Consider the following 25896-nt stretch of genomic DNA (forward strand, 5'->3'; position numbering starts at 1 on the left):
TGCTCTGAGGCAGGCGGCTGACAAAAGAGGCCCTTGCCAAGTCCTGTCACGGAGGCTTGCTTGAACTTCGTCATCGAGTTCTACCGGTCGCGCGACGCCGAGGAGGCGACGCTCGACAGGGTGTCGCTGGAAGCACCGACGCTACGCGCCGCCCTGCAGGGCGCGGCCGCTCTGTTCCATAGCCTGGCCATGCCGCAAATCCCCGACCGCCTGCGCATTTCGGATGAGCATGGCAGCGAGCTTTATGCCGGTCCGGCCGATGGAGAGTATCCGGTCTAGGGCCGCCTAGCGCTTTGGTTTCGACGCAATTCCGGGCGGAAAACCGTTCACACTTTTCCTGGAACTGCTCCGGGCAGCCACACCTGCATCATTGCCGCGCAACCGCGACCGGCCCGCGACGTTCACCCTGCATATCGACACGCAGGAGCCGCCAATGTCCCTCACCGCCTTTGCCATCAACTGTTCCCTGAAAGCCTCCGGCGACAAGGAAAAATCCTCCACCGACAAGATCGTCGCCGATCTGCTCTCGGCGCTCAAGCCGCATGGGGTGAAGGGCGAGGTCGTGCGCGCCCTCGATCACGACATCAAGGCCGGTGTGCTCTCCGACATGGGCAAGGGCGACGACTGGCCCGACCTGCGCGCGAAGATCATCGCTGCGGACATCTTCATTCTTGGCCTGCCAATCTGGATGGGTCAGCCTTCCAGCGTCGCCAAGCGCGTCATGGAGCGCATGGATGCCTTTCTCGAGGAGGCCGACGACAAGGGCCGCATGCCGGCTGCCGGCAAGGTGGCGCTGGTGGCGATCGTCGGCAATGAGGACGGCGCACACCATTGCCATGCCGAATGCTTCCAGGCGCTCAACGATGTCGGCTTCACCATACCGGCCAATGGCGGCGTCTACTGGGTGGGCGAAGCCATGGGCGACGTCAACTATGTCGACCTGCCGGCGACCCCCGAAAAGGTCACCGGAATGATCGAGATGGCTGCATCAAATGCGGCACATCTGGCTGCCCTGTTGAAGGGCAAAGCCTATATCGGCGTGGACAAGTAACGGAGTTCCCGCCTCCTCAGCATGGCCCATCGCCGACAATGCGGTAGTCCGCGGCGCGGGCTTCGCATGCATTGGGGAAGCTGCGCGTCTCGCCGTGGCGGCGGGCGCAGACCGGAGCATATTCGCGGGTGCAGAACGTCTGCTCTTCACCGCCACCACCGCCACCGCCGTCGCGGCAAGGACCGTCGCTCACGATGCGGTAACCGGCGCGGTCGGCAAGGCAGGCATTGGCGAAGGTCTGGCGATCGCCGCCGCGCCGGGCACAGACCGGCTCGTATTGCCTGGTGCAGAATTGCGGTTCTGGACGCGGCGGACGTGGACGAGGTCCCGGCCCGTCATCGACGACGACGGTACAGGCGGCCAGCAGCGCCGACAGGAACAGGATGGCAAACCCTTGCCTCGAAAAAACCGACGCCAGGAATTTCATGCTGATCTCTCCCTCGATCCCATCCCCGATTTCGATCCTCGCCATTCGCCCTTCAAATGCAACCCCGTTCGCGGCTGTCCACACGGCAAATGGCGGTTGGGCCATGGCGGGCATTCGACCGCGCCGCTGGCAACGCTGGCCCATGAGTGACCTTGTCCGTGGGCCGATGACCGGCCGGGCAAGCAGGCCTATTTGCGGCCGGTCGACGCCCAGATCGGTCGATTCTTGCGTCGGGATGCGCCCAATGTGGCGGCCCGCGGCGCTATCTTGCAACCTTCACGTTTCCGTGCGATAAATTCCGTGTTCGGGCATTTGCGACCCGGAGAGCGGAACGTTTTGGACGACCTTTCCCCGATACTGTGAATCTCTGACGGCCCCGTTTTCGGCGGGGGGTTTGACCATGCGCCAATGCATGACTGCCGAAGCAACCACCGGGAACTGCCCTCGACGCCAGGTGGCGGGCAGGACCACCAAAGACTGAACGGGTGAAGGAGTTTCCCCAATGGCCCAGACCGGCACCGTTAAATTCTTCAACGCGACCAAAGGCTTCGGTTTCATCACGCCAGACGGCGGCGCCAAGGACGTGTTCGTCCATATTTCCGCGATCGAGGCATCGGGCCTGCGCACGCTCGTCGACGGCCAGAAGGTCACCTTCGACGTCGAGCCGGATCGCATGGGCAAGGGCCCGAAGGCGGTCAACCTCCGCGCTGCTTGAACCATCGGCGCGCCGCGCTTCCCTGAGGGCGAGCGAACGAGGCTCCAGAGCTTGCCCAGCCTCTGGGCACGCGGACAGGTTTTGAAAGGCGCGGCGGTTTTCGTCGCGCCTTTTTCATGCCCGCGATGCAGCATGAATGCATGCCGCCCCAAAGGGATCCGGCTTTGGATCGACGACATGCATCATAACAAGGGCTTAAAGCGTGAGGCGCTCTAAGTGCCTAAAAAACTTTCTCTTGCCGATGACGCTAAAATAAAGGACAAATTTCCTCTCGGGCATTTGCCGGCCCGAGACTGGAGTTTATGGGATCAAAGGAGCTTCCCATGCCGCAGACCGGCACCGTCAAATTCTTCAATCATGCCAAAGGCTTCGGCTTCATCACGCCGGACGATGGCGCGAAGGATGTCTTCGTCCATATTTCGGCCGTGCAGGCGTCGGGTCTTCCCGGTCTCGAAGATGGGCAGAAAGTAACATTCGACACCGAGCCGGACAAGCGCGGCAAGGGGCCCAAGGCGGTCAACCTGTCTGTCGGCTGAGCGGCTTCACGCTGTCGGCTCCAGCAGGGCAGCCCAGCTCATTTGGAGCGTGGTTCTTGACGCCCTCTCGGACAGGCGGGGCGAAATCCGTTCAGCCTCCGTTCAGCCACGGTCGCATATTAGTCTTGGGTAAAGCCGGACCGCATCCCCTGCAAAACTGCACGGCCCGGTACGAAGGAGACCAAGATGAACAGAATTTTCAAGACAGCCGTGCTGTCCGCCGCCATGGCCGCGACGATGCTCGTGGCCCTGCCCGCGGCCAATGCCGATGAGTGGCGCCATCACCGCCACCACGGAAATGGCGACGCCATTGCCGCCGGCGTGCTTGGCCTCGCCGCCGGCGCCCTGATCGGTGGCGCGCTGGCCAATGACCAGCCCCCGCCTTACGCCGACCGCTACTACGATGACGGTTATTACGATCGTGACGTGCGGATCCGCCCGGCTCCGGTCCGCCGCTACTATGCGGAGCCGCGGGTGGTCTATGCCGATCGCTATGCCGAACCGTGGACGCGTGACTGGTACGAATACTGCTCCGACCGCTACCGCACCTTCAACTCCCGCACCGGCACCTTCACCGGCAATGATGGCGAGCAGCATTTCTGCACCGCCAACTGAGTGCGTGTCGCCCAAAAGCGCGCAGCGGTTTTGGGACAACGACTTGCACCAAACAAAGCGCGAAAGCGCTTAGGGCTTCCCTGCCCCAGACAAAAAAGCGCTGACCGCAAGGCCAGCGCTTTTTTGTTGGGCGCCCGGGTGTGGTTCACGTCAGGAACGGATTGGTCCTGCGCTCCTCGCCAAAACGGCCGCCAGGACCGTGGCCGCAGATGAAGCCGATATCGTCGCCCAGCGGCAACAACTTGTCCTTGATCGAGGCGATGAGCGTCGCATGGTCGCCGCCCGGCAGGTCGGTGCGGCCGACCGAGCCACGGAACAGCACGTCGCCGACATGGGCGAACTTGGCCGCGCGGTTGTAGTAGACGACGTGGCCCGGCGCGTGGCCGGGGCAATGCAGCACCTCGAAGACGTGGCCGCCGAACGACACGGTCTCGCCCTCGGTGAGGAACCGGTCGGGCACACAGTCGCGTGAGCCGACAATGCCATAGCGCTTGCCCTGGTTCTCCAGATTGTCGAGCAGGGGCTTGTCGGCTTCGTGCGGACCGATGATGTCGATGCCGAGCGCCTCCTTCAATTCCATGGCACCGCCGGCATGGTCGATATGGCCATGCGTGATCCAGATTGCCTCGGCCCTGATCGCATTGTCCTTCAGCACTTCCAGCACCTTGTCGATGTCGCCGCCCGGATCGACGACGACACCACGCTTGTCGTCCATGTCGAACAGGATGGTGCAGTTCTGCTGAAACTGTGTGACCGGCACGATGCCGGCATTGAGCTGACCCATGATCGTCCTTTCGTATCCCTGGCGTGATGTAGAGGTGCCGGCGAAACGCGTCCACCCCCCGAAAGACGAACAGTCAGTCGTCTGAAAAACAGAAATGGGCGGCCGAAGCCGCCCATTTGAACAAACCTGAGACCGTCGGACCTTACTTCTTCATGGCGCCCAGGACCGCACCGATGATGCCGGTCAGGATCGCGCCGCCGCCGGCGCCGCCGACGATGTTCTGCAGGTTGAGCGCGCTGCCCAGGCCGCTCGTCGCAGCCGCTGCCGCAGCCGGATCGACCCCGTGGCCGAGCAGGCTGCCCAGGATCGCCGCGCCGCCGACGCCGCCAATGGCGCCACCCAGGATTTTGGGCAGCTGCCCAAGCGCCGCGGTCTTGATCGCAGCACCCACCGCCTGACCACCGATGATGCCTGTAATGATCTGGATGATGATCGGAAGAAGCGTGTTCATGTCCATAAGATGAGTCCCTCCATAGCTGCCAGCCTCCCGGGCCGACACCATCATGAGACGCCGAATTGGATGAAAGTCAAATGCAGAAACGCTGAAATAAAAGGGGCGGCTCGAAAACCGCCCCTGCTTGCGTGAAAAGCTGTGACTATCGTTATTCTGCGGCGATCGCGTGCTTGGGCTGAACCGCGGCAGAATAGTCGTTCATAAGGTTCTTGGCGATCTCGCCGACCTCGAATCGGTAAGGGCCGATTTCCGAAACCGGCGTTACTTCCGCCGCTGTCCCGGTCAGGAAGCATTGCTCGAAGCCTTCGAGTTCTTCCGGCATGATGGCGCGTTCGATCACTTCCAGGCCGCGATCCTTGGCCAGGCCAATGACCGTGCGGCGGGTGATGCCGTCGAGGAAGCAGTCGGGCGTGGGCGTATGGATCTTGCCGTCCTTGACGAAGAAGATGTTTGCGCCCGTTGCCTCCGCCACTTGCCCGCGCCAGTCGAGCATCATGGCGTCGGCATAGCCCTTTGCTTCGGCTGCATGCTTGGACATGGTGCAGATCATATAGAGGCCGGCGGCCTTCGACTTCGAGGGCGCCGTGCGCGGGTCGGGCCGGCGCCATTCCGCCATGTCGAGGCGGATGCCCTTGAGCTTCTGAGCCGGGTCGAAATAGCTCGGCCACTGCCAGATGGCGATGGCGACGTTGATACGATTGTTCTGCGCCGAAACGCCCATCTGCTCGCTGCCGCGCCAGGCGATCGGCCTGACATACGCATCCTGGAAACCCTGCTTCTTCAAAAGCTTGGTCGAGGCATCGTTGAGCTCGGCGACCGAATAGGGAATCTTGAAGCCGAGCAGGCGCGCCGATTCATGCAGGCGCTCGGTGTGCTCGTTGAGCTTGAAGATCTCGCCGCCATAAGCGCGCTCGCCCTCGAAGACGGCGCTGGCGTAGTGCAAACCGTGCGTCAGCACATGGATCTTGGCGTCGCCCCACGGAATGAACTCGCCATTCATCCAGATGAAACCGTCCAGTTGATCGAAGGGAACGGATGCCATGGTAACCTCCCGCGGGCCGCAGCCCGAATATCTCAGTGTCGTTGCGTGTTCTTTTTGGCCGCGCGGTACGATTTGAGACGCCGGCCGGTGTCTCGAAGCGTAGGCGGATAATCGCGCTCTGGCAAACTCAGGAAATTCCGGAAAAACCGGCTTGCCTTGCCTTTTCGTTCGCAATCCGCCCAAAAGCTTGTCAAAAATTACCATTGCAGGGAAATTACGTCAATAGTACTGACATAATCTCCCGTTCCCATGGAGAAATGATGACGGATCGAAGCCCATCTGCCGGAAAACCGATCAGGACCGCGATGTCAGTCGAGGACGGCATCGACTTCGCCATCATCGAACTGTTTTTCTTCGCCTATCGCGACTTCACCTCCGATCCCGACCAGATCCTGGCCGACTATGGCTTCGGCCGTGCCCACCACCGGGTGCTGCATTTCGTCAACCGCAGGCCGGGCCTGACGGTTGCCGAACTGCTCGACGTGCTGAAGATCACCAAGCAGAGCCTGGCGCGGGTGCTCAAGCAGCTGATCGACACCGACCATATCGTGCAATTGCAGGGCCCGCGCGACCGCCGCCAGCGCGAACTCTACCCGACAGCCAAGGGCCGGGCACTGGCACTGGCGCTGGCGCGGCCACAGTCGCGCCGCATCCGTGCTGCATTGGAAGATTCCGGCGCCACCGAACGGACCTTGGTGGAACGCTTCCTCGAAGCGATGGTCAATCCGGAACTGAGAGCTCAGATCGACGTTGGGTCCGCAAAAATGTCAGGAAAAAGCCATGGAGAGCACTGAGAGGGTCGATCAGGCGGTCGCACCGGACGACGATGCGCCGCATCTGCTTGTGGTCGACGATGACACGCGCATCCGCAATCTTCTCAAACAGTATCTGACCGAAAACGGCTTTCGCGTCACCGTCGCCGGCAATGCCGGCGAAGCCAGGCGCAAGCTCGCCGGCCTCGATTTCGACCTGCTTGTACTCGATGTCATGATGCCAGGCGAAAGCGGCGTCGATCTCACCAAATCGCTGCGCGCCGAAAAGAACGTGCCGATCCTGATGCTGACGGCATTGTCTGAAACCGACAGCCGCATCTCCGGGCTGGAGGCCGGCGCTGACGATTACCTGCCCAAGCCCTTCGATCCGCGCGAGTTGATCCTGCGCATCAACAACATCCTGCGTCGCGGCGGCCCGGCGACGACGCCCAAGGTCGAACAGCTGGTCTTCGGTCCCTACACCTTCCAGATCGCCAGGCGCGAACTGAAGCGAGGCGGCGAGGCGCTGAAGCTGACAGACCGCGAGCAGGAGATCCTGGCGATCTTCGCGGCGCGGGCCGGCGAGACCATCCCGCGCCACGAACTGGTCGGCGACGATTCGGAAGTCGGCGAGCGCACCATCGACGTGCAGATCAACCGGCTGCGCCGCAAGATCGAGCGCGATCCGTCCAACCCGGTCTGGCTGCAGACCGTGCGCGGTATTGGGTATCGGCTCAGCGTGGAATAGAATATCGGGCGCGGCTCTAGGGCATGATCCCGAAAAATGGGAATCGGTTTCGGAAAGATCATGCTTCAACAAAGAGTTGGATCAGGAAGGCGATTGAACCAGACGTCGTTCTGATCTAGTGCCGCGGGCGAAATGAAAAGAGCCAATGGCGACCACGGAACTGGAACAGCCGGGAAATGACGGCTTGAGCGCACGCGCCACGCGAACGCTCAAGGCGGTGCCGCGCATCTGGAACCGGTTCTGGCGCCTCGTTTCGCTTTACATGCCCAAGCGCCTTTATGCGCGCTCGCTGATCATCGTCATCGCACCGATGATCCTTTTGCAGTCGGTGGTCGCGTTCGTCTTCATGGAACGCCACTGGGCAACGGTGACGCAGCGCCTGTCGCAGGCCACCGTGCGCGACATTGCCGCCATCATCGACCTGGTCGAGACCTACCCGCACGACGCCGATTACGCCAACATCATCCGCATCGCGCAGGACCGCATGCAGCTGAAGGTCGATTTGCTGCCGCCGGATCCCTTGCCGCCGCCCGGTCCAAAACCGTTCTTCTCGATCCTCGACGACGTGCTCTCGGCCGAGATCACCCGCCAGATCAACCGGCCGTTCTGGATCGACACGGTCGGCAATTCCAACATCGTCGAGGTGCGCGTCCAGCTTGAAGGCAAGGTGCTGCGCGTGTTCGTGCGCCGCAGCCAGGCTTATGCTTCGAACACCCACATCTTCCTGATCTGGATGGTCGGCACCTCGCTGGTGCTGTTGATGATCGCCATCCCCTTCCTGCGCAACCAGATCCGGCCGATCCTGACGCTCGCCGAGGCCGCCGAAAGCTTCGGCAAGGGCCGGCCGATGCCGCGCGATTTTCGCCCGCGCGGCGCCGAAGAAGTTCGCCGTGCCGGCTTTGCCTTCATCCAGATGCGCGAGCGCATCGAGCGCCAGATAGAACAGCGCACCGCCATGCTGACCGGCGTCAGCCACGACCTCAGGACCATCCTCACCCGCTTCAAGCTGCAGCTGGCGCTGGCCGGCGGCAAGGCCGAGACCAAGGCCGCACTCAACCAGGACATCGATGACATGCAGTCGATGCTGGAAGGCTATCTCGCCTTTGCCCGCGGCGAAGCTTCGGAGGACCCGGGACGTTTCGATCTCGAAGCCTATTTCCAGAAGCTCGGCGAGGAAGCCGCCTTGCGCAAATGCAAGCTGTCGACGACGCTTTCCGGCGACCCCACGGTGCATGTACGGCCGAACGCCTTCGCGCGGCTGCTGTCCAACGTCATCGGCAACGCCTTCCGCTATGCCAAGACGGTGGAGGTCGATGCCAACCACGGCCGTGGTTCGCTCGTGGTCACCGTCGACGACGACGGTCCCGGCATTCCGGTCGACAGGCGCGAGCACGTGTTCAAGCCCTTCGTTCGGCTGGACGAAGCTCGCAACCTTGATGCCAGCGGCACCGGGCTCGGCCTGTCGATCGCCCGCGACATCGCCCGCAGCCATGGCGGCGACATCACCCTCGACGACAGTCCGCTCGGCGGCCTGCGCGCGGTGATCAAGGTCCCGGCCTAGGCGAGAGCAAGTACCAGGCGAAGGATCAAGCTTCATCCGCCCGTCATGAAATCATGGTGAAGAGCGCGCATGAAGCGCGCGACCACACTTGATTCGGCCCAACCGCCTCACTTCGACCCCGTGCCCACCCGGGTGCGCTGGAGCGAAGCGAGGGCGGCAGGCTGGTCGCCGTTCCGGCATCGTCTCAAGGCAACAGTCGACCTTTCCAGCAAAGGGCCGCCATGCGCATATTGATGGTCACCGACGCCTGGCGCCCGCAAGTCAACGGCGTCGTCCACACGCTGGAGCGGCTCACCGAAACGCTCAAGTCCTTTGACGTCGAGGTGGATTTCCTGACGCCCAACATCTTTCGCACGCTGCCCCTGCCGACCTATCCCGACATCCGCCTGGCGCTGACCACGCCCGGCCATGTCGCGAAGCTGATCGACGGCTACAAGGCCGACCACATCCACATCGTCACCGAGGGGCCGCTCGGCATCATGGCGCGGCGCTATTGCCGCAATGCCGGCCGGCCGTTCACCACCAGCTATCACACACGCTTCCCCGAATATCTGAGCGCACGCCTGCCGGTGCCTGAGAGCTGGGCCTATCGCTGGCTGCGCGATTTCCACAATTCCGGCCAGGGCACGCTGGTGGCCACCCAGTCGCTCGCCGACGACCTTTCGGCGCGCGGCTTCAACAAGCTGAGGCCATGGACGCGCGGCGTCGACACCGACCATTTCCGTCCGGACAAGAGGAAGGATCTCGGCTTCCCCGGTCCGGTGTTTCTCTGCGTCGGACGCGTCGCCATCGAAAAGAACCTGCCTGCCTTCCTCGACCTCGACCTGCCCGGCAGCAAGGTGGTGGTCGGAGAGGGTCCGGAGCTTGCCAGGCTCAAGGCGCGCTACCCCAACGCGCATTTCCTTGGCCACCGCCCCAATGACGAACTGGCGGAGATCTACGCCTCCGCCGACGTCTTCGTTTTCCCCAGCCGCACCGACACGTTCGGCAATGTCATCATCGAGGCGCTGGCCAGCGGCACGCCGGTCGCCGCCTATCCGGTCACAGGCCCAATCGACATTGTCGGTGACGGCATCGGCGGCGCGGTCTCCAACGATCTGCGCGAGGCCTCGCTTGCAGCGCTCAACGTCAGCCGCGATCAGGCCCGCGAACGCGCCATGCGCTACAGCTGGAAAGCCTGCGCCGAGATGTTCATGGATACGGTTGAAGAGGCGCTCGGCAGGACGCGCAAGCTGGCGGCGTGATGGATCTCGCGCAGGACGGCGAGCCTCCCTCCTTCGTCATCCACTGCGGAGCGGGAGCGAAGCGGATGCGTAGACCCGAGGATGACGAAGGTTAGAACAGCCGCCCGCCGTCCGGTACCTTGCGTTCGATGGCGCCCAGCACCACGGCGCCCTCCTCGTCGGGAAAACCGAGCGTCAGCACTTCCGACATGAACGGCCCGATCTGGCGTGGCGGGAAATTGACCACCGCGAACACCTGCCGGCCGACCAGCGTTTCAGGCGTATAATATTTGGTGATCTGCGCCGACGATTTCTTCACCCCGATGTCAGGTCCGAAATCGATCTTCAGCTTGAAGGCAGGCTTACGTGCCTCGGGAAACGGTTCGGCCTCGACGATCGTGCCGGCGCGGATGTCGACACGATCGAAATCGGCAAAACTGATCTCGGGTTTACGCTCGCTGCTCGAACTCATGTCTCTGCCCTACTGGCTCAGGCGTTGCCGTAGGTCTCGAACAGCACGCCGGCAAGCGCATCCTTGGCCGAGGTTCCCGACCAGACGACGAACTGGAAGGCCTGGAAATAGCATTCGCAGGCTTCCAGCGCCGAGGACAACAGCACCTCGACCTGCTGGCTCGACGGCTCGACCCCACCGGCCAGCAGCAGCGACTGGCGGAACATGATCGCGCCCTCCTGCTCCCACAGGTCGAAATGGCCGAACAGCATCTGTTCGTTGATCAGCGACAACAGCCGCATCACTTCCAGCGCACGGGTCTCCGGCACCTTGATGTCGAAGGCGCAGGCTAGGTGCAGCGCCTCGAAATCCTCCATCCAGGAGAAGGAGACGTGATAGTCGGTCCAGCTGCCAGCGACCGAGATCGAAATTTCATCATCGCCGGCCCTTTCGAAGGACCAGTCATTGTTGTGGGCCACCTGCTCGATAACATCCACCGGATGGATTTCGCGGGAGAATTCGAGTTCGAGAAGTTCCATGGAATGCTTCCTGTCGTTCTGAGGAGCGCCGCCACACGCTCCGCGGGAGGGCACACACAACGAACAATCTGATCTAGAACTCGGACGGCCAGGACTTTCTTCGCGCTAAACACTACTTCTCGACGCAAAGACCCCAGACCGGACCCCACCGCCCGGCCGCATGACCCTGCTCCGAATCATGCAACAAATTCAGTCTATTGATCGGGAGTCGCGTGAACAGCCCAATTTTTCGCACTGCGTCATTCGCATGTGGAAAGGCGCTGCCACAAAGATTCATGCAATGCCGTTAAGCGATTCACGGCAAAGCGCTTTTCAAGCTCGGACTATGTGGAAAAGTTTAACGATTATTTTTTTGCGCGGGGCTTCGCCGCCGCCGCTGGTGCGGCATCGCCGGCCAGTTCGGCGAGCCTGGCCTCGAGCGCCTCGACGCGGGCGGCAAGGCGGGTATTCTCGTCCCGGGCCTTGGCGGCCATCTCGCGCGCGGCCTCGAATTCCTCTCGCTGCACCACGTCCATCGAATTGAGGATACGCTCCGCCTGGCCCTTGAAGGCGGTCTCCACCTCGCGCCGAACGCCTTGCGCGGCACCGGCGGCGTCGGTCATCAGCTTGGCGAATTCATCGAGAATGCGGTTCGGTCCGGTCGACATGGCAAATCCTCGCTTGCTCGAAATGACGTAGTGGCGCTGAGCGCCGAATGCAAGAACGTTGAGGCCCAGTACGGCCTCTGCGTTGCTATGGCGCATGGGCGCTGCCATGCCGGAGGGAAGCTCTCTAACCGCCTCAAGCTATACTTGAGAACACCAAATCGCCTATGGTGTTGTCGTCTTCTATTGCGTCAGAACGCTCCAATCAGGGTCAACCAATGGCAACGCCTCCGCGCCGACCGACAAATCCGTTCGCAGCCGCCGAAGCGGCCTTCAAGCCGGTCAAGAAACCGGCAGCCCCTATTCGCGAACCCTCGGCTGCTCCCAATGTGCGCGAGCTTGTCTCGATCCGGATCGATCGGGCCGTGCTCGACCATTTCCAGGAGGATGGCCCCGGCTGGCAGGACAGGATCAACGACGCATTGCGGCAGTGGGTGGCCGCCAAGGGGTGAGTTGACCACGCACGGCACGATGGCTCGCAATGGTGATCCGTCGCGACACTTGACGGCGACCGGCTTGCCTTGACCCTGCCAAAACCCTGCCGCATGGTCCGCGCCCGAACACGACCGCAACCGAGAGCTTCCCGTTGAACGAATATTTCCTGCTGCCGCTGGCCTCGTTGCCTTTCCCCAACATCAACCCGATCCTCATCCAGATCGGGCCGCTGGCGGTGCACTGGTACGGCGTCGGCTACATCGTCGGCATCCTGTTTGCCTGGTGGTACGCCAAGCGTCTTGCCGCCAACCCGAAACTGTGGCCGGACGGCGTGCTGCCGATGAAGCCCGAGGACCTCGACGATTTCATCGTCTGGGCGGCGATCGGCGTCGTGCTCGGCGGCCGCACCGGTTATGTCCTGTTCTATGACCTGCCGCGCTACATCGCGCACCCGCTCGACATCTTCGCGGTCTGGCAAGGCGGCATGTCCTTCCATGGCGGCCTGCTCGGCGTCATCCTCGCCATGACGCTGTTCTCCATCAAGCGCGGCATCCGCACCTGGTCGCTGTTCGATGTCGTGGCCGCCGGCGTGCCGGTTGGGCTTGGCCTGGTGCGCGTCGCCAACTTCATCAATTCCGAGCTCTGGGGCCGGCCGACGGACGTGCCCTGGGCGATGGAATTCCCCAATGGCGGGCCGTTCACCCGCCATCCGAGCCAGCTCTACGAGGCCCTGCTCGAAGGCCTGGTGCTGTTCCTGGTCCTGCGCATCCTCACCCATTCGCGCCTCAAGCTGAAGACGCCGCGCTTCGTCGGCGGCGCCTTCATCTGCGGCTACGGCCTGTCGCGCGTCTTCGTCGAATTCTTCCGCGAGCCCGACCAGCAGCTCGGCTACCTCCTTGGCACCAACTGGCTGACCATGGGCATGATCCTGTCGACCCCGATGGTGCTGATCGGCATCTGGGCGATGGCGACAGCCAAGCCGGTGACGCAAGCGCAGCCGCAGGCGACATGACGCGGCTGAAGACCCGTATCGTCGACCTGATCGAGGCGCTGGGGCCCCTTCCCGTCAACGAATACATGGCGCTATGCCTGTTCGACCCCGCGGACGGCTACTACACGACGCGCGAACCGTTCGGCGTCGCCGGCGACTTCATCACCGCGCCGGAGATCAGCCAGATGTTCGGCGAACTCGTTGCCGTGTGGCTTTACCAGGCTTGGGCAGCGATCGGCCGGCCGATGCCGGTCACCATCGCCGAGATCGGCCCCGGTCGCGGCACGCTGATGAAGGACATGCTGCGCACGCTGTCGCGGCTTGATCCGACCCTGGCCAATGGCGCCGCCTTCGCCATGATCGAGACCAGTCCACGCCTGACCGAAGTCCAGAAACAGACGCTCGGCGCGACGCCTTTCGCGGTTCGCTGGCACGAGACCATCGACACCTTGCCCCATCAGCCGCTGCTCATCGTCGGCAACGAACTGTTCGACGCCATACCGATCCGCCAGTTCGTCCGCGCCGGCACCAGCTGGCGCGAGCGCATGGTGAGCCTGGACGACGAGAACACCCTTTGTTTCTTCGCCGGCGCCGGCTCGGTCGACCCGACGCTGCTGCCCGTCGACGCGGCTGAAGCGCCGCAAGGGGCGATCATCGAGATCGCGCCCGCCCGCACCGCCCTGATGGCGGCCATCGCCGAACGCGTGGCCCGAAACGGCGGCGCCGGGCTGTTCCTCGACTACGGCCACCTGCAGCCGGGTGTCGGCGACACGCTGCAGGCCTTGCGCAAGCACAATCACGAAGATGTGCTGGCCAATCCAGGCGAGGCCGACCTCACCTCGCATGTCGATTTCTCCGCCCTTGCAGCGATCGTGCGTGCGCATGGTCTCGACGCCCATCTGTCGACACAGGGCAGTTTCCTGCTCGGCATGGGCATACTCGAGCGTGCCGGCCGGCTTGGCGCCGACGCCGGCCAGGCCGCCCGCGACAAGATCACCGAAGACGTCGAGCGCCTCGCCGGGCCGCGGGCGATGGGCGAACTGTTCAAGGTGCTTGCCGTCGTGCCGCGCGGCGCCGCCGTCCGGCCCTTTGCGACAGCGGATTGACTTTTCGCCGCTGCCCCTTCCAATCTCCCGTCCGGCAAGAGAGCGGCCGAACCGCCGGCCGCCCCGCTTCTGCTTTTTCTTGACGAAACCGCCCATACGGACAACAACGCCCGCATGCTGAATCAGACCAAACCGGATCCCGTTCGGTCCCCGCTGCTGGACAAGGCGCAGGCACAAGGCATCCGCCACGGCTATTTCACCCGCGCAGGTGGCGTATCGACCGGCATCTACCGGGGCCTCAACATCGGCACCGGATCGGATGATGACCAGACGCTGGTGGCCGAGAACCGCGCCCGTGTCGCCGCCTGGATGGGCGTGCCGACGAACCATCTGTTGACCGCCTGGCAGATCCATTCCCCCGACGTCATCGTCGCCAGGGAACCCTTTGCCGGAGAACGGCCCAAGGCCGATGCCATCGTCACCGATCGCCCTGGCATCGCCATCGGCGCCTCGACCGCCGACTGCGGCCCGGTGCTGTTCGCGGATGCCGGGGCGCGCATCATCGGCGCGGCGCATGCCGGCTGGAAAGGCGCCTTCACCGGCGTGCTGGAAAACACCATTGCCGCCATGGAAGGCCTCGGCGCCCGGCGCGAAAACATCGTCGCCGTGCTCGGCCCCTCGATCGGCCCTGACAATTACGAGGTCGGGCCGGAATTCATTGCCCGCTTCGTCGAGGCCGACGCCGAAAACATCGGCTACTTCGCGCCCTCCGCCACATCAGGCCATGCCATGTTCGATCTCAATCGCTATACGGTCGACCGGCTGGTAAGGGCCGGCGTGACCGCCGAGGGCCTTGGCCGCTGCACCTATGCCGAGGAAGATCTGTTCTACTCCTACCGGCGCACCACGCACCGCAAGGAGCCCGATTACGGCCGGCAGGTTTCGGCCATCGTTTTGGAGAATGAATAATGGCGCTGCATTTTGAACGGTCGGAATTTGACGCGCGGCGCGACCGGCTGATGATCGAGATGGCCGAGAAGAAGCTCGACGCCATCCTGCTGTTCGCGCAGGAAAGCATGTACTGGCTGACCGGCTACGACACGTTCGGCTTCTGTTTCTTCCAGTGCCTGGTGGTGAAGGCCGACGGCTCGATGGTGCTATTGACCCGCTCGGCCGACCTGCGCCAGGCGCGCCACACCTCCATCATCGACAACATCGTGCTTTGGACCGACCGCAACGGCGCCAACCCGGCGGTCGACCTGCGCAATTTGCTCAACGATCTCAATTTGCTCGGCGCCCGCATCGGCGTCGAATACGACACCCATGGCTTGACGGCCTATAATGGCCGCCGGCTGGACGAGCAGTTGCAGACCTTCGGCCAGATTGCCGACGCGTCCGGCATCGTCGGGCGACTGCGGCTGTTCAAGAGCCCGGCTGAAATCGCCAAGGCCGAGAAGGCCGCCAACCTCTCCGACGATGCGCTGGACGCGGCGTTGCCCCTGATCAAGCAGGGCGGCGACGAAGCGCTGATTCTGGCTGCCATGCAGGGCGCGGTCTTTGCCGGGGGTGGCGACTATCCGGCCAATGAATTCATCATCGGCTCCGGCGTCGATGCGCTGCTCTGCCGCTACAAGGCGGGCCGCCGCAAGCTGACCAAGAACGACCAGCTGACGCTCGAATGGGCCGGCGTGTTCCACCATTACCATGCGCCGATGATGTGCACGGTGCTGACCGGCAAGGTGTCGAAGCGCCACCAGGAGCTGTTCGACGCGGCGCGCGCTGCCCTTCTCGCCGTCGAAAAGGCGATGACGCCGGGCAATACATTCGGCGACGTCTTCGACGCGCATGCCCGCACCATGGAGGCACACGGCCTGACCAAGCACCGGCTGAACGCCTGCGGCTACTCCGTCGGCGCCCGCTTCACGCCGTCCTGGATGGACATGCCGATGTTCTACCAGGGCAACCCCGAGCCGATCGCGCCGCACATGACGCTGTTCGCCCATATGATCATCATGGATTCCGAGACCGAGACGGCAATGACGCTTGGCCGCACCTACCTGACCACCGAATCCCAGCCGAAGCCGCTGTCCCGCCATGATCTCGACTTGATCGTACAGTGAATCCATAATGGGAGGCGTTCTTCGCCAAGGAGTTAGAAGGCAAATGAGACGATCGCATGTGACGACCGTGTCATTGCTTGTGGCATTGGCTCTTGCCTCCTGCACCAACGCAAAGGACGTTCTCGAACCTTCCGCCATCACCCCGCCGGCCGCCTCGGCGCAGCCCGCGCCGGGAGTCCAGGGCAGCGCGGCGGCCACCGTTCCGGCCCCATCGACAGCCGCGCCTGCGACCTCCACGGCGGGGGCGTCCGCGACCACCACCACGCCGCTCACCTCAGCCCAGAGTGCCGCCATCCTGTCGAAGACCCGGCTGCAGATCGCGCCGATCGTCGGCGCTTCGGTGGAGGCCGCGACCCCGCTGACGGCGGAACTGCAGACGCGCGCCAGGCAGCGCGGCATCACGCTCGCGGGCAGCGCCGACCAGACCGCGACCCATGTGCTGAAGGGTTATTTCTCGGCGATTTCGGAGGGCAAGGACACCACCGTCATCTATGTCTGGGACGTCTACGACCCGGCCGGCAACCGCCTGCACCGCATCAACGGCCAGATGAAGGCGCCTTCGGCCAGTTCCGGCGCCAGCGCGGGCGCCGACAGCTGGAAGGGCGTCTCGCCGGCCACCATGCAGGCGATCGCCGACCAGACCATCGATCAGTTCGCGGCATTTCTGGGCGGCAAGGCTGGCTGACAAGGCCTGCTCGAGTGTTGCCTCTCGGCGATGGCACGAACCTTTCTTCAGCTTAGCCGGCGGATTCCCGATCTCGGCGCTTGCAATACCAGCGCGGGCCGCTAAAAGCCCGATTAAAAGGTGCGGGAGAGTCTGTCAGGCCTTCCCATCCCCCACCAGGAACGGTGCATGAAACTCTTCGCGGGCAATTCCAACAGGGTGCTGGCCGAAGCGGTCGCCCGCTATCTCAACATCCCGCTGGGCAAGGCCAGCGTCAGGCGCTTCGCCGATCAGGAAATCTTCGTCGAAATCCAGGAAAACGTGCGCGGTGAGGATGTCTTCATCCTGCAGTCGACCTCGTTCCCGACCAACGATCATCTGATGGAACTGCTCATCATGATCGACGCCTTCATGCGCTCATCGGCCAAGCGCATCACGGCGGTGATTCCCTATTTCGGCTATGCCAGGCAGGATCGCCGGGCCTCGGGCCGTACGCCGATCTCGGCCAAGCTGGTCGCCAACATGATCACCCGCGCCGGCGTCGACCGCGTTCTGACGCTCGACCTGCATGCCGGCCAGATCCAGGGCTTCTTCGACATCCCGACCGACAATCTGTTCTCGGTGCCGGTGATGGCCCGCGACGTGAAGGCGAAATACAAGCAGCTCGGCAACGTCGTGGTGGTGTCGCCCGACATTGGCGGCGTGGTGCGGGCGCGGGCGCTGGCCAAGCGCTTCGATGCGCAACTGGCCATCGTCGACAAGCGCCGTGAGCGCCCGGGCGAATCGGAAGTGATGAACATCATCGGCGCGGTGGCCGGCAAGGATTGCCTGCTGATCGACGATATCGTCGATTCCGGCGGTACGCTGTGCAACGCCGCCGATGCGCTCTTGGCAAACGGCGCCACCAGCGTCACCGCCTATATCACCCACGGCGTGCTGTCGGGCGGCGCTGTCGCCCGCATCAGCGGCTCGAAGCTGCAGGAACTGGTGATCACCGATTCCATCCAGCCGACGCAAGGCGTGCTCGACGCCCCCAACATCCGCGTCATCTCGATCGCCGACCTGATGGGCGAGGCGATCTCGCGCACGGCGACCGAGGAATCGGTGTCGAGCCTGTTCGACTAGAGCAATTCCAGGAAAAGTGTGAAACGGTTTTCCGTCCGGAGTTGCGTTAAAACAATGAGTTAGAGCAGTTCGCCGTTTCCGTGAAACGGTGAAATGCTCTAGTCTGGAGCGTTTCCACCATTTCATGGAAACAGCGGACCGCTCCAACTCTTCGTTTTGACGCAATTCCCAAGGGCAAGCGCTACGCGCTTGTCCCGGGACCGCCCACACTTGTCCTGGAATTGCTCTAGGCTACAGGGCCTTCCAGCCGCGCCGGCACGTTTGGCCGGCGAACACTTTCGCCATTGTCGCGCGCGCCGCGCATATACCCGCGCGGCGAGGAGCCCAGCATGCGCTTGAACATGGTGATGAAGGCCGGCACGCTGTCATAGCCCAGGTCGAGCGCCACCCTGGTGATGGGCTCGCCATCGGCGAGCCTCGGCAGCGCGGCGAACAGGCACGCCTGCTGCCGCCATGTCGACAAGGACAGGCCGGTCTGGCGCTGGAAGGCGCGCGTGAAGGACCGGCGGCTCATCCCGGCGGCATCGGCCCATTCGTCGATCGTTGCGTGCGGCGAGGGCGCTGCGACGAAGCGCCGGCACAGCGCCGCCAGCCTCGGATCGGACGGGAATGGGAGCCCGAGCGGCCGTTCCGGCAAGGTCGGGATTTCATGCAGCAGCAGGTTCATGATCAGCCCGCCGCGTCCTTCCAACTCGCCGCCTTGCGGCAGTTTCTCCGATTCCACGATCAGGCTGTGCATCAGCTCGGTGACGCCGACGACGCGCAAGCCTTCGGGCAGCCCGGGGATCGCACCAGGCATGACATAGACCGAGCGCATCGACACGTCGCCCAGCATCTCGACGGAATGTTCGATGCCGGCCGGAATCCACATCGCATGGTCGGGCGGCACCATCCAGCGCCCGTGCCGCGTCGTCACCAGCACGACGCCGACCAACGCGTGCAGCAGTTGGCTGCGGCTGTGTCGATGTTGCGGCACATGGTAGCCGTCAGGATATTCGGTCGGCAACGCGACCGCCGGCCCGGCCACTTGTTCCAGCCACTGCCAGCGGCTCTCGTGCAACTTGCCGAGATCGGCGTTACCGGCGTGGAAGATTTCCCTGCCATGTGGCATCGGCTATGGCCCACTCGCGAAACTATTGGACCAAACCACGAAAGAAGTCGCCCTGCAAGCAGCTTATAAGGCAACCGTCCTAAGGCAGCCGCAGGAGCGGCCGCCAGATTGCCCGCGGGCGTGCCCGCCAAAAAGACCACGGAGCCTACCTTGACCGATACGACAGCCGCCAGCGTCGCGCCGTCCACGAGCGCCAGTCACGCTTCAGCCCAGGCGACGGCCTTCACAGTCATCCTGGCGGTGAGCCTGTGCCATTGCATCAACGACATCATGCAGTCGCTGCTATCGGCCATCTACCCGCTCCTGAAAGACAATTACGGCCTCGACTTCTGGCAGATCGGCCTTTTGACCTTCACCTTCCAGGTCACGGCGTCCCTGCTGCAGCCGATCATCGGCATGATCACCGACAAGCGGCCGATGCCCTATTCCCTGCCTTACGGCATGGCGGCGTCGCTGATCGGGCTGGTCGTGCTGGCCTATGCCGGCCACTACTACCTGCTCCTGATCGGCGCCTCGCTGATCGGCATCGGCTCGGCGATCTTCCATCCGGAATCCTCGCGCATCGCCCGTTTCGCGTCTGGCGGCCGGTTCGGCCTGGCACAGTCGCTGTTCCAGGTCGGCGGCAATTTCGGCCAGTCCATGGGCCCCTTGCTGGCCGCCTTCATCGTCGTGCCGTTCGGCCAGACCAGCATCGCCTGGTTTGCCGTCGGCTCGCTGATCGGCATTGTCATCCTGTGGCAGGTCGGCGGCTGGTACAGCCGTCTGCGCGCCGCGCAAGGCAACCGCAAGGCGGCAAGCTTCGTCTCGCCCTTCCCGCGCCGCAAGGTGATGTCGGCATTGATCGTGCTGACCTTGCTGGTGCTGAGCAAGAACGCCTACATCGCCAGCCTCGCCAGCTACTACACCTTCTATTCCATCCATAAGTTCGGGGTGTCGGTGCAGATGAGCCAGGTGATGCTGTTCCTGTTCCTCGGCGCCTCGGCGCTCGGCATCCTGCTCGGCGGCCCATTCGGCGACCGCTACGGACAGAAGGCGATGATCTGGTTCTCGATCGTCGGCGTCCTGCCCTTCACGCTGGCGCTCCCCTACGCCAATCTGGAATGGACGATGGTGCTGACCGTGCTGATCGGACTGATCCTGTCGTCGGCCTTCTCCAACATTGTCGTCTTCGCGCAGGAACTGGTGCCGGGCCGCGTCGGCATGATCGCCGGCATCTTCTTCGGCTTCGCCTTCGGCATGGGCGGCATCGCGGCGGCCGTGCTCGGCGTCGTCGCCGACATGAAGGGCATCGATTTCGTCTTCCAGGTCTGCTCGTATTTGCCGTTCCTGGGCCTGCTGACGGTGTTCCTGCCCAACATGAAGGAAGCCCGGAAGGCGCAGGCGGCGGCCTGACCCGGCGGATCCGAATTCAGATGAGAGCACCCGCCCGGATGGGCGGGTGTTCTGTCTATCGATCAGAAGGCACTACGCCTTGAAGAAGGCCAACAGGTCGGCATTGATGACATCCGCGTGGGTTGTCGCCATGCCGTGCGGAAAACCCTTGTAGACCTTGAGCTCGCCCTTCTTGAGCAGCTTGATCGACAGCAGCGCCGAGTCGGCGATCGGAACGATCTGGTCGTCATCGCCATGCATGACCAGCACCGGCACGCCGATTGCCTTCAGATCCTCGGTGAAGTCGGTTTCCGAGAACGCCTTGATGCAATCATAATGCGCCTTGGTGCCGCCCATCATTCCCTGACGCCACCAATTGTCGACGACGCCCTGCGAGACCTCGGCACCCGGGCGGTTGAAGCCATAGAACGGACCGGCCGGAACGTCGCGGAAGAACTGGGCGCGATTGGCCGCCTGGGCAGCGCGGAACCCGTCGAAGACCTCGATCGGCAGGCCGCCTGGATTGGCCGCCGTCTTGAGCATGATCGGCGGCACAGCGCCGATCAGCACCGCCTTGGCAACGCGGCCGCCCGAGCCGTACCGCGCCACATAGCGCGCCACTTCGCCGCCGCCGGTCGAATGGCCGACATGGATGGCGTTCTTGAGGTCGAGATGCGCCGCGAGTTCGGCGACATCGGCGGCGTAGGTGTCCATCTCGTTGCCGATATCCGTCTGCGTCGAGCGGCCATGGCCGCGCCGGTCGTGGGCGATGACGCGGTAGCCTTGTGCCAGGAAGAACAGCATCTGGGCGTCCCAGTCGTCGCTGCTCAGCGGCCAGCCATGATGGAAGACGATGGGCTGGCCGGTTCCCCAATCCTTGTAGAAGATCTGCGTGCCGTCCTTGGTGGTGATCGTGCCGCTGCCGGAACCGGATTTTGTCTGCGAAGCCATCTCAATCTCCTTTGATTGTTTTCGCGATAAACAATATCGCGATATCTATATGGCTAGCGCAGCCTTGAACCCCTGTCCACCAAAAACATGTATCGCGATATCATTTTTCGTGGTACCGGATTTCCTGCGTCGGCAAACAAGGAACGCGTCGTGCCTCTCCCGTTGGACAACCAGCTCTGCTTCACGCTCTATGCCACCAGCATGGCGATCAACCGCACCTACAAGCCGATGCTGGACGAGATGGGGATAACCTATCCGCAATATCTCGTGCTGAACGCACTGGGCGAGGCCGATGGCATGTCGGTCGGCGGGATCGCCCACCGGCTGGCCTTGGAATCGAGCACCGTCACGCCGCTGGTCAAGCGCATGGAACAGGCCGGCCTTGTCACCCGCCAGCGCAGCCAGACCGACGAGCGCCAGGTCCAGGTCGACCTGACGGCAGCCGGGCGCGCGCTGCTCGTCCAGTGCAACTGCCTGAACGAGACACTGATCGAGCGTTCGGGCATGACGCTGGCCGGGCTCGATACACTGAACCGGCAGGTCCAGGCGCTGCGCGACGCGTTGAGCGGCGACCGGTAGTCAGCCCTTCCCGCCGCCGCTTGCGCCTGTCGCTGCCTTCCGCTATAGAGCCGCCACCCGCGTAGACACCCTTGGAGGCAACGCGGCGGAAGGCTGCCTTCCCTTGTGATCCCGAACAAAAGGTCCGTCTCGAAGCGGTAGCCTTCATTCGGAAATCCAGGACCGTCGGCTTTCGACGTTTACGGCTCGGGCACATTGCCCACCGCGAACGCTCCATAACACGCGAAAGGAAAAGCCATGAGCCACGATACTTACGAGCTCAAGGCCGAAGCGCGCGAACAGGTCGGTAAGGGGTCCGCCCGTGCAGTTCGCCGCAACGGTAAAGTGCCTGCAGTAATCTATGGTGACAAGCAGCCTCCCCTGGCGATCGCTCTCACCTACAAGGACATCTACTACAAGATCCATGGCGGCGGGTTCCTGACCACGGTCGCCACGATCGATGTCGACGGCAAGAAGATCCAGGTCCTGCCGAAGGACTTCCAGCTCGACCCGGTCAAGGATTTCCCCGTCCATGTCGACTTCCTGCGCATCGGCAAGGACACCGAGGTCAATGTCGACGTGCCTGTCCACTTCATCAATGAGGACAAGTCGCCAGGCATCAAGCGCGGCGGCGTGCTCAACATCGTGCGTCACGAAGTCGAGTTCCACTGCCCGGCCAATGCGATCCCGGAATTCATCACCGTCGATCTCACCGGCACCAATATCGGCGACTCGATCCACATCTCGGCGGTCAAGCTGCCGGCCGGCGTCAAGCCGGTGATCTCCGATCGCGATTTCACCATCGCGACCATTGCCGGTTCGTCGGCGATGAAGCCGGAGGCGGAAGAGACGGTCGAGGCCGCACCTGAGGCGGCTCCCGCCGCCGAAGAGAAGTAACTCTTTCCCGCCCGGAGCAGACGATGCTTGTCTTTGCAGGCCTCGGCAATCCGGGCGCGAAATATGCTGATAACCGGCACAATGTCGGCTTCATGGCGGCGGACGCTATCGCCCGCCGCCATTCCTTTTCGCCCTGGTCGAAGAAATTCCAGGGCCTGATCGCCGAGGGCACGCTCGGCGGCGAAAAGATCATCCTGATCAAGCCGCAGACCTTCATGAACCTGTCCGGCCAGTCGGTCGGCGAAGCCTTGCGCTTCTACAAGCTCGATGTTTCCGCGCTCACCGTCTTCTATGACGAGATCGACCTTGCCGAAGGCAAGCTGCGCATCAAGACCGGCGGCGGCGCCGGCGGCCACAACGGCATCCGCTCGATCGACGGCCATGTTGGCAACGCCTATCGCCGCGTGCGCATCGGTGTCGGCCATCCCGGCGTCAAGGAAATGGTCCAGCACCATGTGCTCGGCGACTTCGCCAAGGGCGACCGCGAATGGCTCGATCCCTTGCTCGAAGCGATCGCCGACAACGCCGCCATGATCGTCAAGGGCGACGAATCCGGCTTCATGAACAAGGCCGCCCTCGCCGTCCAGGGCAAGGCCGCGGCCGAGCCGGAAAAGCCGGCGCGCAAGCAGGAACCCAAGCAGCAAAGTCACGTCCGTCAGGCGCGTCCGCAGCAGCCGGCGGTCAAATTGCCGGAATCCGGCCCGATGGCCGCCATGCTGAAGAAACTCTTCGGCAACAAGGACTGAGCGCCACGCATGCGGCCTTACAGGGCTTGACGTTGATCACCCCTATCGCCCATAGCCCTCATCAAATTTCGTTTTCCCGATAGGACCGGACACAATGGGTTTCAAATGCGGCATCGTTGGCTTGCCCAACGTCGGCAAGTCGACGCTCTTCAATGCGTTGACCAGGACGGCGGCGGCGCAGGCCGCCAACTATCCGTTCTGCACCATCGAACCGAACACCGGCGAGGTGGCGGTGCCCGATCCGCGCCTGCAGAAGATCGCGGCCATCGGCAAGTCGAAGGAGATCATTCCGACCCGCATCTCCTTCGTCGACATTGCCGGCCTCGTGCGCGGCGCCTCCAAGGGCGAAGGGCTGGGCAACCAGTTCCTCGCCAACATCCGCGAGGTCGACGCCATCGTGCACGTCCTGCGCTGCTTCGAGGATGACGACATCACCCATGTCGAGGGCCGCATCGACCCCGTCGCCGACGCCGAGACGGTCGAGACCGAGCTGATGCTCGCCGACCTCGACAGCCTGGAGCGCCGCATCGTCCAGATCCGCAAGCGCGCCGGCAGCAAGGACAAGGAAGCGGTGACCGTGCTGCCGATGATGGAGGCCGCGCTCGAGCTGCTGCAGGCGGGCAAACCGACCCGCGTGCTGCTCAAAGGCATCTCGGCCGAAGACTTGCGCATCCTGCAGGGCTTGAACCTCCTGACGTCGCACCCCGTGCTCTATGTCTGCAACGTCGCCGAGGCCGATGCCGCCACCGGCAACGAGCACACCCGGGCCGTGGAGAAGATGGCAGCCGCGCAGGGCGCCGGCACGGTGGTGATCTCGGCCGCGATCGAGGCCGAGGTCGCCCAGCTCTCCGACGAGGAAGAGATGGAATTCCTGTCCTCGCTCGGCCTCGACGAGCCGGGCCTCAACAAGGTGATCCGCGCCGGCTATGAGCTTTTGCATCTCATCACCTATTTCACCGTCGGGCCGAAGGAGACGCGCGCCTGGACCATCCACAAGGGCGACAAGGCCCCGCAGGCCGCCGGCGTCATCCACACCGATTTCGAGCGCGGTTTCATCCGCGCCCAGACCATCGCCTACAACGACTTCGTCACGCTGGGCGGCGAAGTGGCGGCCAAGGAAGCCGGCAAGGCGCGCGACGAAGGCAAGGAATATGTCGTCCAGGACGGCGACATCATGCTGTTCAAGTTCAACACGTGAACAGCCGCGTCGCATTCCCGACAGGGTGAGGCCGTACGCGGCTGCCATCGGCCGGTCCTTTCCGCTATCCCGTCAATGAAGCGGAAGGGCGAACATGAACAGGACGATCCCAACCCTGGTCGGTTTCTCGGCCATTCTGACCTGGTCGTTCCTCGCGCTGCTTTCGACCGCGGCCGGACCGATTCCGCCCTTTCAACTCGCCGCCATGACATTTCTGCTCGGCGGCTCCGTCGGAGCGGCCAGTTGGATCGTTCGGCCCTCGGCGATCAGGTCGCTGCGGCAGCCATGGCAGGTCTGGGCAATCGGCACGGCAGGGCTGTGCATCTACCATTGTGCCTACTTTTTCGCGATCCAGTCGGCCCCGCCCGTTGAAGTGAGCCTGATCGCCTATCTCTGGCCATTGCTGATCGTTGTCTTCGCCGCCTTCCTGCCGGGAGAACGGCTTAAACCTCACCATATTGCCGGTGTGGTCCTCGGCCTGGCAGGCGCCATCGTCGTCATCACGAAGGGCGGAAGCGTCGGGCTCGCCGACGGGGTGAAACCGGGCCACGTCATCGCGCTGTTCTGTGCTTTCGTCTGGTCCGGTTATTCCGTCCTGTCGCGCCGCTTTGGCCAGGTTCCGACCGATGTGGTCGCCGTTTACTGCCTCATCACCGCAGCGGTCGCCTTCACGCTGCACCTCACGCTTGAGACCACGGTCTGGCCGCAAACACCGACGCAATGGAGCGCCATCGCCGTTCTGGGCGTGATCCCTCTCGGCGCCGGCTTTTACGCATGGGACTATGGCTGCAAGCACGGAGACATCATGATCCTGGGCGCGATCTCGTATGCCGCGCCGCTGTTCTCGGTGATCGTGCTGCTGCTGGCGGGCTTCGGCGTCTTCCATTGGTCCGTGGCGCTCGCTTGCGCGCTGATCACGGTTGGCGCGCTGATTGCCGCCAAGGACATGCTGCTCAAGCCGAAAAGCGAGGCCGCTGCGGAAACAGCGCGCGCCTAGAGCATTTCACCGTTTCGCGGAAACGGCGAACCGCTCTAGCTCTTTGTTTTGACGCAATTCCCAAGGGCAAGCGCTACGCGCTTGTCCCGGGAAAACCGCTCACACTTTTCCTGGAATTGTTCTCGTCCAGGTCGATTGGCGGGA

At 63.4% G+C, this 25896-nt stretch carries 31 protein-coding genes; 22 read left to right on the plus strand and 9 right to left on the minus strand.

Annotation, left to right across the window (positions count from 1 at the left end):
- The first annotated feature begins 60 nt into the window (after positions 1-60).
- Together AC07SZ_RS20975 and AC07SZ_RS20980 are read left to right on the plus strand one after the other, a co-directional pair.
- Positions 61-279, plus strand: a complete 219-nt coding sequence (locus tag AC07SZ_RS20975; protein ID WP_056578918.1) for a hypothetical protein — start codon at positions 61-63, stop codon at positions 277-279.
- 154 nt (positions 280-433) lie between these two features.
- Positions 434-1051 (plus strand): flavodoxin family protein, encoded by a 618-nt coding sequence (locus AC07SZ_RS20980; RefSeq protein ID WP_172372347.1) that lies wholly within the window; start codon positions 434-436, stop codon positions 1049-1051.
- Between the two features lie 16 nt (positions 1052-1067).
- Here the strand turns inward: AC07SZ_RS20980 and AC07SZ_RS20985 are convergent, their stop codons facing one another.
- Entirely contained in the window at positions 1068-1478 is a 411-nt protein-coding gene (locus tag AC07SZ_RS20985; RefSeq protein ID WP_494915682.1) for a Kazal-type serine protease inhibitor family protein, read from the minus strand.
- Positions 1479-1980: 502 nt separating this feature from the next.
- Here AC07SZ_RS20985 and AC07SZ_RS20990 point away from each other — a divergent pair.
- The 3 genes from AC07SZ_RS20990 to AC07SZ_RS21000 all read left to right on the plus strand — a co-directional run bounded on the left by AC07SZ_RS20990 (position 1981) and on the right by AC07SZ_RS21000 (position 3344).
- Positions 1981-2193 carry a cold-shock protein gene (locus tag AC07SZ_RS20990; protein ID WP_006202520.1) on the plus strand — a complete coding sequence of 71 codons (213 nt, stop codon included), beginning with the start codon at positions 1981-1983 and terminating at the stop codon, positions 2191-2193.
- A 323-nt stretch (positions 2194-2516) separates the two neighbouring features.
- The gene (locus tag AC07SZ_RS20995) at positions 2517-2729 is read left to right on the plus strand and encodes a cold-shock protein (protein ID WP_008877668.1); all 213 of its coding nucleotides are present in this window, start codon (positions 2517-2519) and stop codon (positions 2727-2729) included.
- Between the two features lie 186 nt (positions 2730-2915).
- Positions 2916-3344, plus strand: coding sequence for a BA14K family protein (locus AC07SZ_RS21000; RefSeq protein WP_056578922.1), 429 nt, complete (start codon positions 2916-2918; stop codon positions 3342-3344).
- Positions 3345-3489: 145 nt separating this feature from the next.
- Here AC07SZ_RS21000 and AC07SZ_RS21005 read toward each other — a convergent pair whose 3' ends face one another.
- From AC07SZ_RS21005 to AC07SZ_RS21015, 3 genes are all read right to left on the minus strand, one after another.
- Complete coding sequence (locus AC07SZ_RS21005) at positions 3490-4128, minus strand: MBL fold metallo-hydrolase (RefSeq protein WP_056578925.1); 639 nt, start codon at positions 4126-4128, stop codon at positions 3490-3492.
- Positions 4129-4270: 142 nt separating this feature from the next.
- Positions 4271-4585 (minus strand): hypothetical protein, encoded by a 315-nt coding sequence (locus AC07SZ_RS21010; protein ID WP_056578928.1) that lies wholly within the window; start codon positions 4583-4585, stop codon positions 4271-4273.
- A 145-nt stretch (positions 4586-4730) separates the two neighbouring features.
- Complete coding sequence (locus AC07SZ_RS21015; protein WP_494915683.1) at positions 4731-5624, minus strand: branched-chain amino acid aminotransferase; 894 nt, start codon at positions 5622-5624, stop codon at positions 4731-4733.
- A 260-nt stretch (positions 5625-5884) separates the two neighbouring features.
- On the opposite strand from AC07SZ_RS21015, the gene AC07SZ_RS21020 reads away from it, so the two are divergent.
- The 4 genes from AC07SZ_RS21020 (at position 5885) to AC07SZ_RS21035 (ending at position 9929) form a co-directional block, all read left to right on the plus strand.
- Positions 5885-6418 (plus strand): MarR family winged helix-turn-helix transcriptional regulator, encoded by a 534-nt coding sequence (locus AC07SZ_RS21020; RefSeq protein WP_056579037.1) that lies wholly within the window; start codon positions 5885-5887, stop codon positions 6416-6418.
- Positions 6405-7124 carry a response regulator gene (locus AC07SZ_RS21025; RefSeq protein ID WP_056578934.1) on the plus strand — a complete coding sequence of 240 codons (720 nt, stop codon included), beginning with the start codon at positions 6405-6407 and terminating at the stop codon, positions 7122-7124. Before AC07SZ_RS21020 ends, AC07SZ_RS21025 begins: the two co-directional genes overlap by 14 nt.
- Positions 7125-7269: 145 nt before the next feature.
- Positions 7270-8685 (plus strand): ATP-binding protein, encoded by a 1416-nt coding sequence (locus tag AC07SZ_RS21030; protein WP_081295141.1) that lies wholly within the window; start codon positions 7270-7272, stop codon positions 8683-8685.
- A gap of 221 nt (positions 8686-8906) precedes the next feature.
- Entirely contained in the window at positions 8907-9929 is a 1023-nt protein-coding gene (locus tag AC07SZ_RS21035; RefSeq protein ID WP_494915684.1) for a glycosyltransferase family 4 protein, read from the plus strand.
- A gap of 91 nt (positions 9930-10020) precedes the next feature.
- Here the strand turns inward: AC07SZ_RS21035 and AC07SZ_RS21040 are convergent, their stop codons facing one another.
- From AC07SZ_RS21040 to AC07SZ_RS21050, 3 genes are all read right to left on the minus strand, one after another.
- Positions 10021-10380: a tRNA-binding protein gene (locus tag AC07SZ_RS21040; RefSeq protein ID WP_056578940.1), complete on the minus strand. Its 360-nt coding sequence runs from the start codon at positions 10378-10380 to the stop codon at positions 10021-10023.
- Between the two features lie 17 nt (positions 10381-10397).
- Positions 10398-10898 carry a type III secretion system chaperone family protein gene (locus AC07SZ_RS21045; protein ID WP_013893499.1) on the minus strand — a complete coding sequence of 167 codons (501 nt, stop codon included), beginning with the start codon at positions 10896-10898 and terminating at the stop codon, positions 10398-10400.
- 344 nt (positions 10899-11242) lie between these two features.
- A complete protein-coding gene (locus AC07SZ_RS21050) occupies positions 11243-11545 on the minus strand; it encodes an accessory factor UbiK family protein (RefSeq protein WP_056579043.1) in 303 nt (100 codons plus the stop codon).
- A gap of 215 nt (positions 11546-11760) precedes the next feature.
- On the opposite strand from AC07SZ_RS21050, the gene AC07SZ_RS21055 reads away from it, so the two are divergent.
- From AC07SZ_RS21055 to AC07SZ_RS21085, 7 genes are all read left to right on the plus strand, one after another.
- Positions 11761-11994 (plus strand): BrnA antitoxin family protein, encoded by a 234-nt coding sequence (locus tag AC07SZ_RS21055; protein WP_056578943.1) that lies wholly within the window; start codon positions 11761-11763, stop codon positions 11992-11994.
- 134 nt (positions 11995-12128) lie between these two features.
- Positions 12129-12989, plus strand: a complete 861-nt coding sequence (gene lgt, locus AC07SZ_RS21060) for a prolipoprotein diacylglyceryl transferase (RefSeq protein ID WP_081295140.1) — start codon at positions 12129-12131, stop codon at positions 12987-12989.
- Positions 12986-14074 carry a class I SAM-dependent methyltransferase gene (locus AC07SZ_RS21065; RefSeq protein ID WP_056578946.1) on the plus strand — a complete coding sequence of 363 codons (1089 nt, stop codon included), beginning with the start codon at positions 12986-12988 and terminating at the stop codon, positions 14072-14074. The genes lgt and AC07SZ_RS21065 overlap by 4 nt, the downstream gene beginning before the upstream one ends.
- Before the next feature lie 114 nt (positions 14075-14188).
- A complete protein-coding gene (gene pgeF, locus AC07SZ_RS21070; protein WP_494915685.1) occupies positions 14189-14983 on the plus strand; it encodes a peptidoglycan editing factor PgeF in 795 nt (264 codons plus the stop codon).
- Complete coding sequence (locus tag AC07SZ_RS21075) at positions 14983-16134, plus strand: M24 family metallopeptidase (RefSeq protein ID WP_494915686.1); 1152 nt, start codon at positions 14983-14985, stop codon at positions 16132-16134. The genes pgeF and AC07SZ_RS21075 overlap by 1 nt, the downstream gene beginning before the upstream one ends.
- A gap of 43 nt (positions 16135-16177) precedes the next feature.
- Complete coding sequence (locus AC07SZ_RS21080) at positions 16178-16819, plus strand: hypothetical protein (RefSeq protein ID WP_056578956.1); 642 nt, start codon at positions 16178-16180, stop codon at positions 16817-16819.
- A 168-nt stretch (positions 16820-16987) separates the two neighbouring features.
- Positions 16988-17923: a ribose-phosphate pyrophosphokinase gene (locus AC07SZ_RS21085; RefSeq protein ID WP_019860650.1), complete on the plus strand. Its 936-nt coding sequence runs from the start codon at positions 16988-16990 to the stop codon at positions 17921-17923.
- A 226-nt stretch (positions 17924-18149) separates the two neighbouring features.
- On the opposite strand, the gene AC07SZ_RS21090 is transcribed toward AC07SZ_RS21085, so the two are convergent.
- On the minus strand, positions 18150-19034 hold the full coding sequence (locus tag AC07SZ_RS21090; RefSeq protein ID WP_056577968.1) for an AraC family transcriptional regulator: 885 nt from the start codon (positions 19032-19034) through the stop codon (positions 18150-18152).
- A 150-nt stretch (positions 19035-19184) separates the two neighbouring features.
- Between AC07SZ_RS21090 and AC07SZ_RS21095 the strand changes: the two genes are divergently transcribed.
- Complete coding sequence (locus tag AC07SZ_RS21095) at positions 19185-20426, plus strand: MFS transporter (RefSeq protein WP_056578357.1); 1242 nt, start codon at positions 19185-19187, stop codon at positions 20424-20426.
- Between the two features lie 72 nt (positions 20427-20498).
- On the opposite strand, the gene AC07SZ_RS21100 is transcribed toward AC07SZ_RS21095, so the two are convergent.
- On the minus strand, positions 20499-21356 hold the full coding sequence (locus AC07SZ_RS21100; protein ID WP_056577970.1) for an alpha/beta fold hydrolase: 858 nt from the start codon (positions 21354-21356) through the stop codon (positions 20499-20501).
- Positions 21357-21506: 150 nt separating this feature from the next.
- On the opposite strand from AC07SZ_RS21100, the gene AC07SZ_RS21105 reads away from it, so the two are divergent.
- The 5 genes from AC07SZ_RS21105 to yddG all read left to right on the plus strand — a co-directional run bounded on the left by AC07SZ_RS21105 (position 21507) and on the right by yddG (position 25752).
- On the plus strand, positions 21507-21935 hold the full coding sequence (locus AC07SZ_RS21105; protein ID WP_056578359.1) for a MarR family winged helix-turn-helix transcriptional regulator: 429 nt from the start codon (positions 21507-21509) through the stop codon (positions 21933-21935).
- Between the two features lie 237 nt (positions 21936-22172).
- A complete protein-coding gene (locus tag AC07SZ_RS21110; RefSeq protein WP_056577972.1) occupies positions 22173-22811 on the plus strand; it encodes a 50S ribosomal protein L25/general stress protein Ctc in 639 nt (212 codons plus the stop codon).
- 23 nt (positions 22812-22834) lie between these two features.
- Positions 22835-23557, plus strand: a complete 723-nt coding sequence (gene pth / locus AC07SZ_RS21115; protein WP_494915687.1) for an aminoacyl-tRNA hydrolase — start codon at positions 22835-22837, stop codon at positions 23555-23557.
- A 94-nt stretch (positions 23558-23651) separates the two neighbouring features.
- Entirely contained in the window at positions 23652-24755 is a 1104-nt protein-coding gene (gene ychF, locus AC07SZ_RS21120; RefSeq protein ID WP_172348948.1) for a redox-regulated ATPase YchF, read from the plus strand.
- 94 nt (positions 24756-24849) lie between these two features.
- Complete coding sequence (gene yddG / locus AC07SZ_RS21125; protein WP_056577978.1) at positions 24850-25752, plus strand: aromatic amino acid exporter YddG; 903 nt, start codon at positions 24850-24852, stop codon at positions 25750-25752.
- Positions 25753-25896: the final 144 nt, after the last annotated feature.

The sequence above is a fragment of the Mesorhizobium sp. GW821-FHT07A06 genome (assembly GCF_059419085.1).